This window comes from Desulfosporosinus burensis (assembly GCF_054657535.1).
This window is the reverse complement of record NZ_BAAHYN010000103.1, coordinates 1-333: the sequence shown is the minus strand read 5'-3', so window position 1 is coordinate 333 and position 333 is coordinate 1. Positions and strand designations below refer to the sequence as shown.

The following is a 333-nucleotide window of genomic DNA, read 5'->3' as shown; positions in this document are numbered from 1 at the left end:
TAATATCAGCGTCTACTACATAGTTTATCTTCTTATCACCAATAATTTTATTAACTGCTTTTAGTGCATCGTGACAACTTCTGTTTGGTCTGAACCCAAATGAGCAATCGAGGAAATCCCCATCAAACACAGCGTTTAGAATATCACTCAGTATTTTCTGCACCAGCTTGTCTTCATAGGCTGGTATACCCAGCGGTCTCATTTTATTAGAACCGACTTTTGGTATGTATACTCTCTTCACTGGTTGTGGCTTATATGCCTGACGTTTCATACTATCAAGCAAATCATCGAGATTTTCATCAAGCTTCAAATTATATTTCTTATATATGGAAA

At 36.3% G+C, this 333-nt stretch carries 1 protein-coding gene; it reads right to left on the bottom strand.

All coding sequences use genetic code 11. From position 1 onward, the window contains the following. Positions 1-310: reverse transcriptase domain-containing protein (locus ACYQ3Q_RS28585; protein WP_459931759.1), on the bottom strand; the 310-nt coding region annotated here is incomplete at its 3' end. Positions 311-333 lie beyond the last annotated feature (23 nt).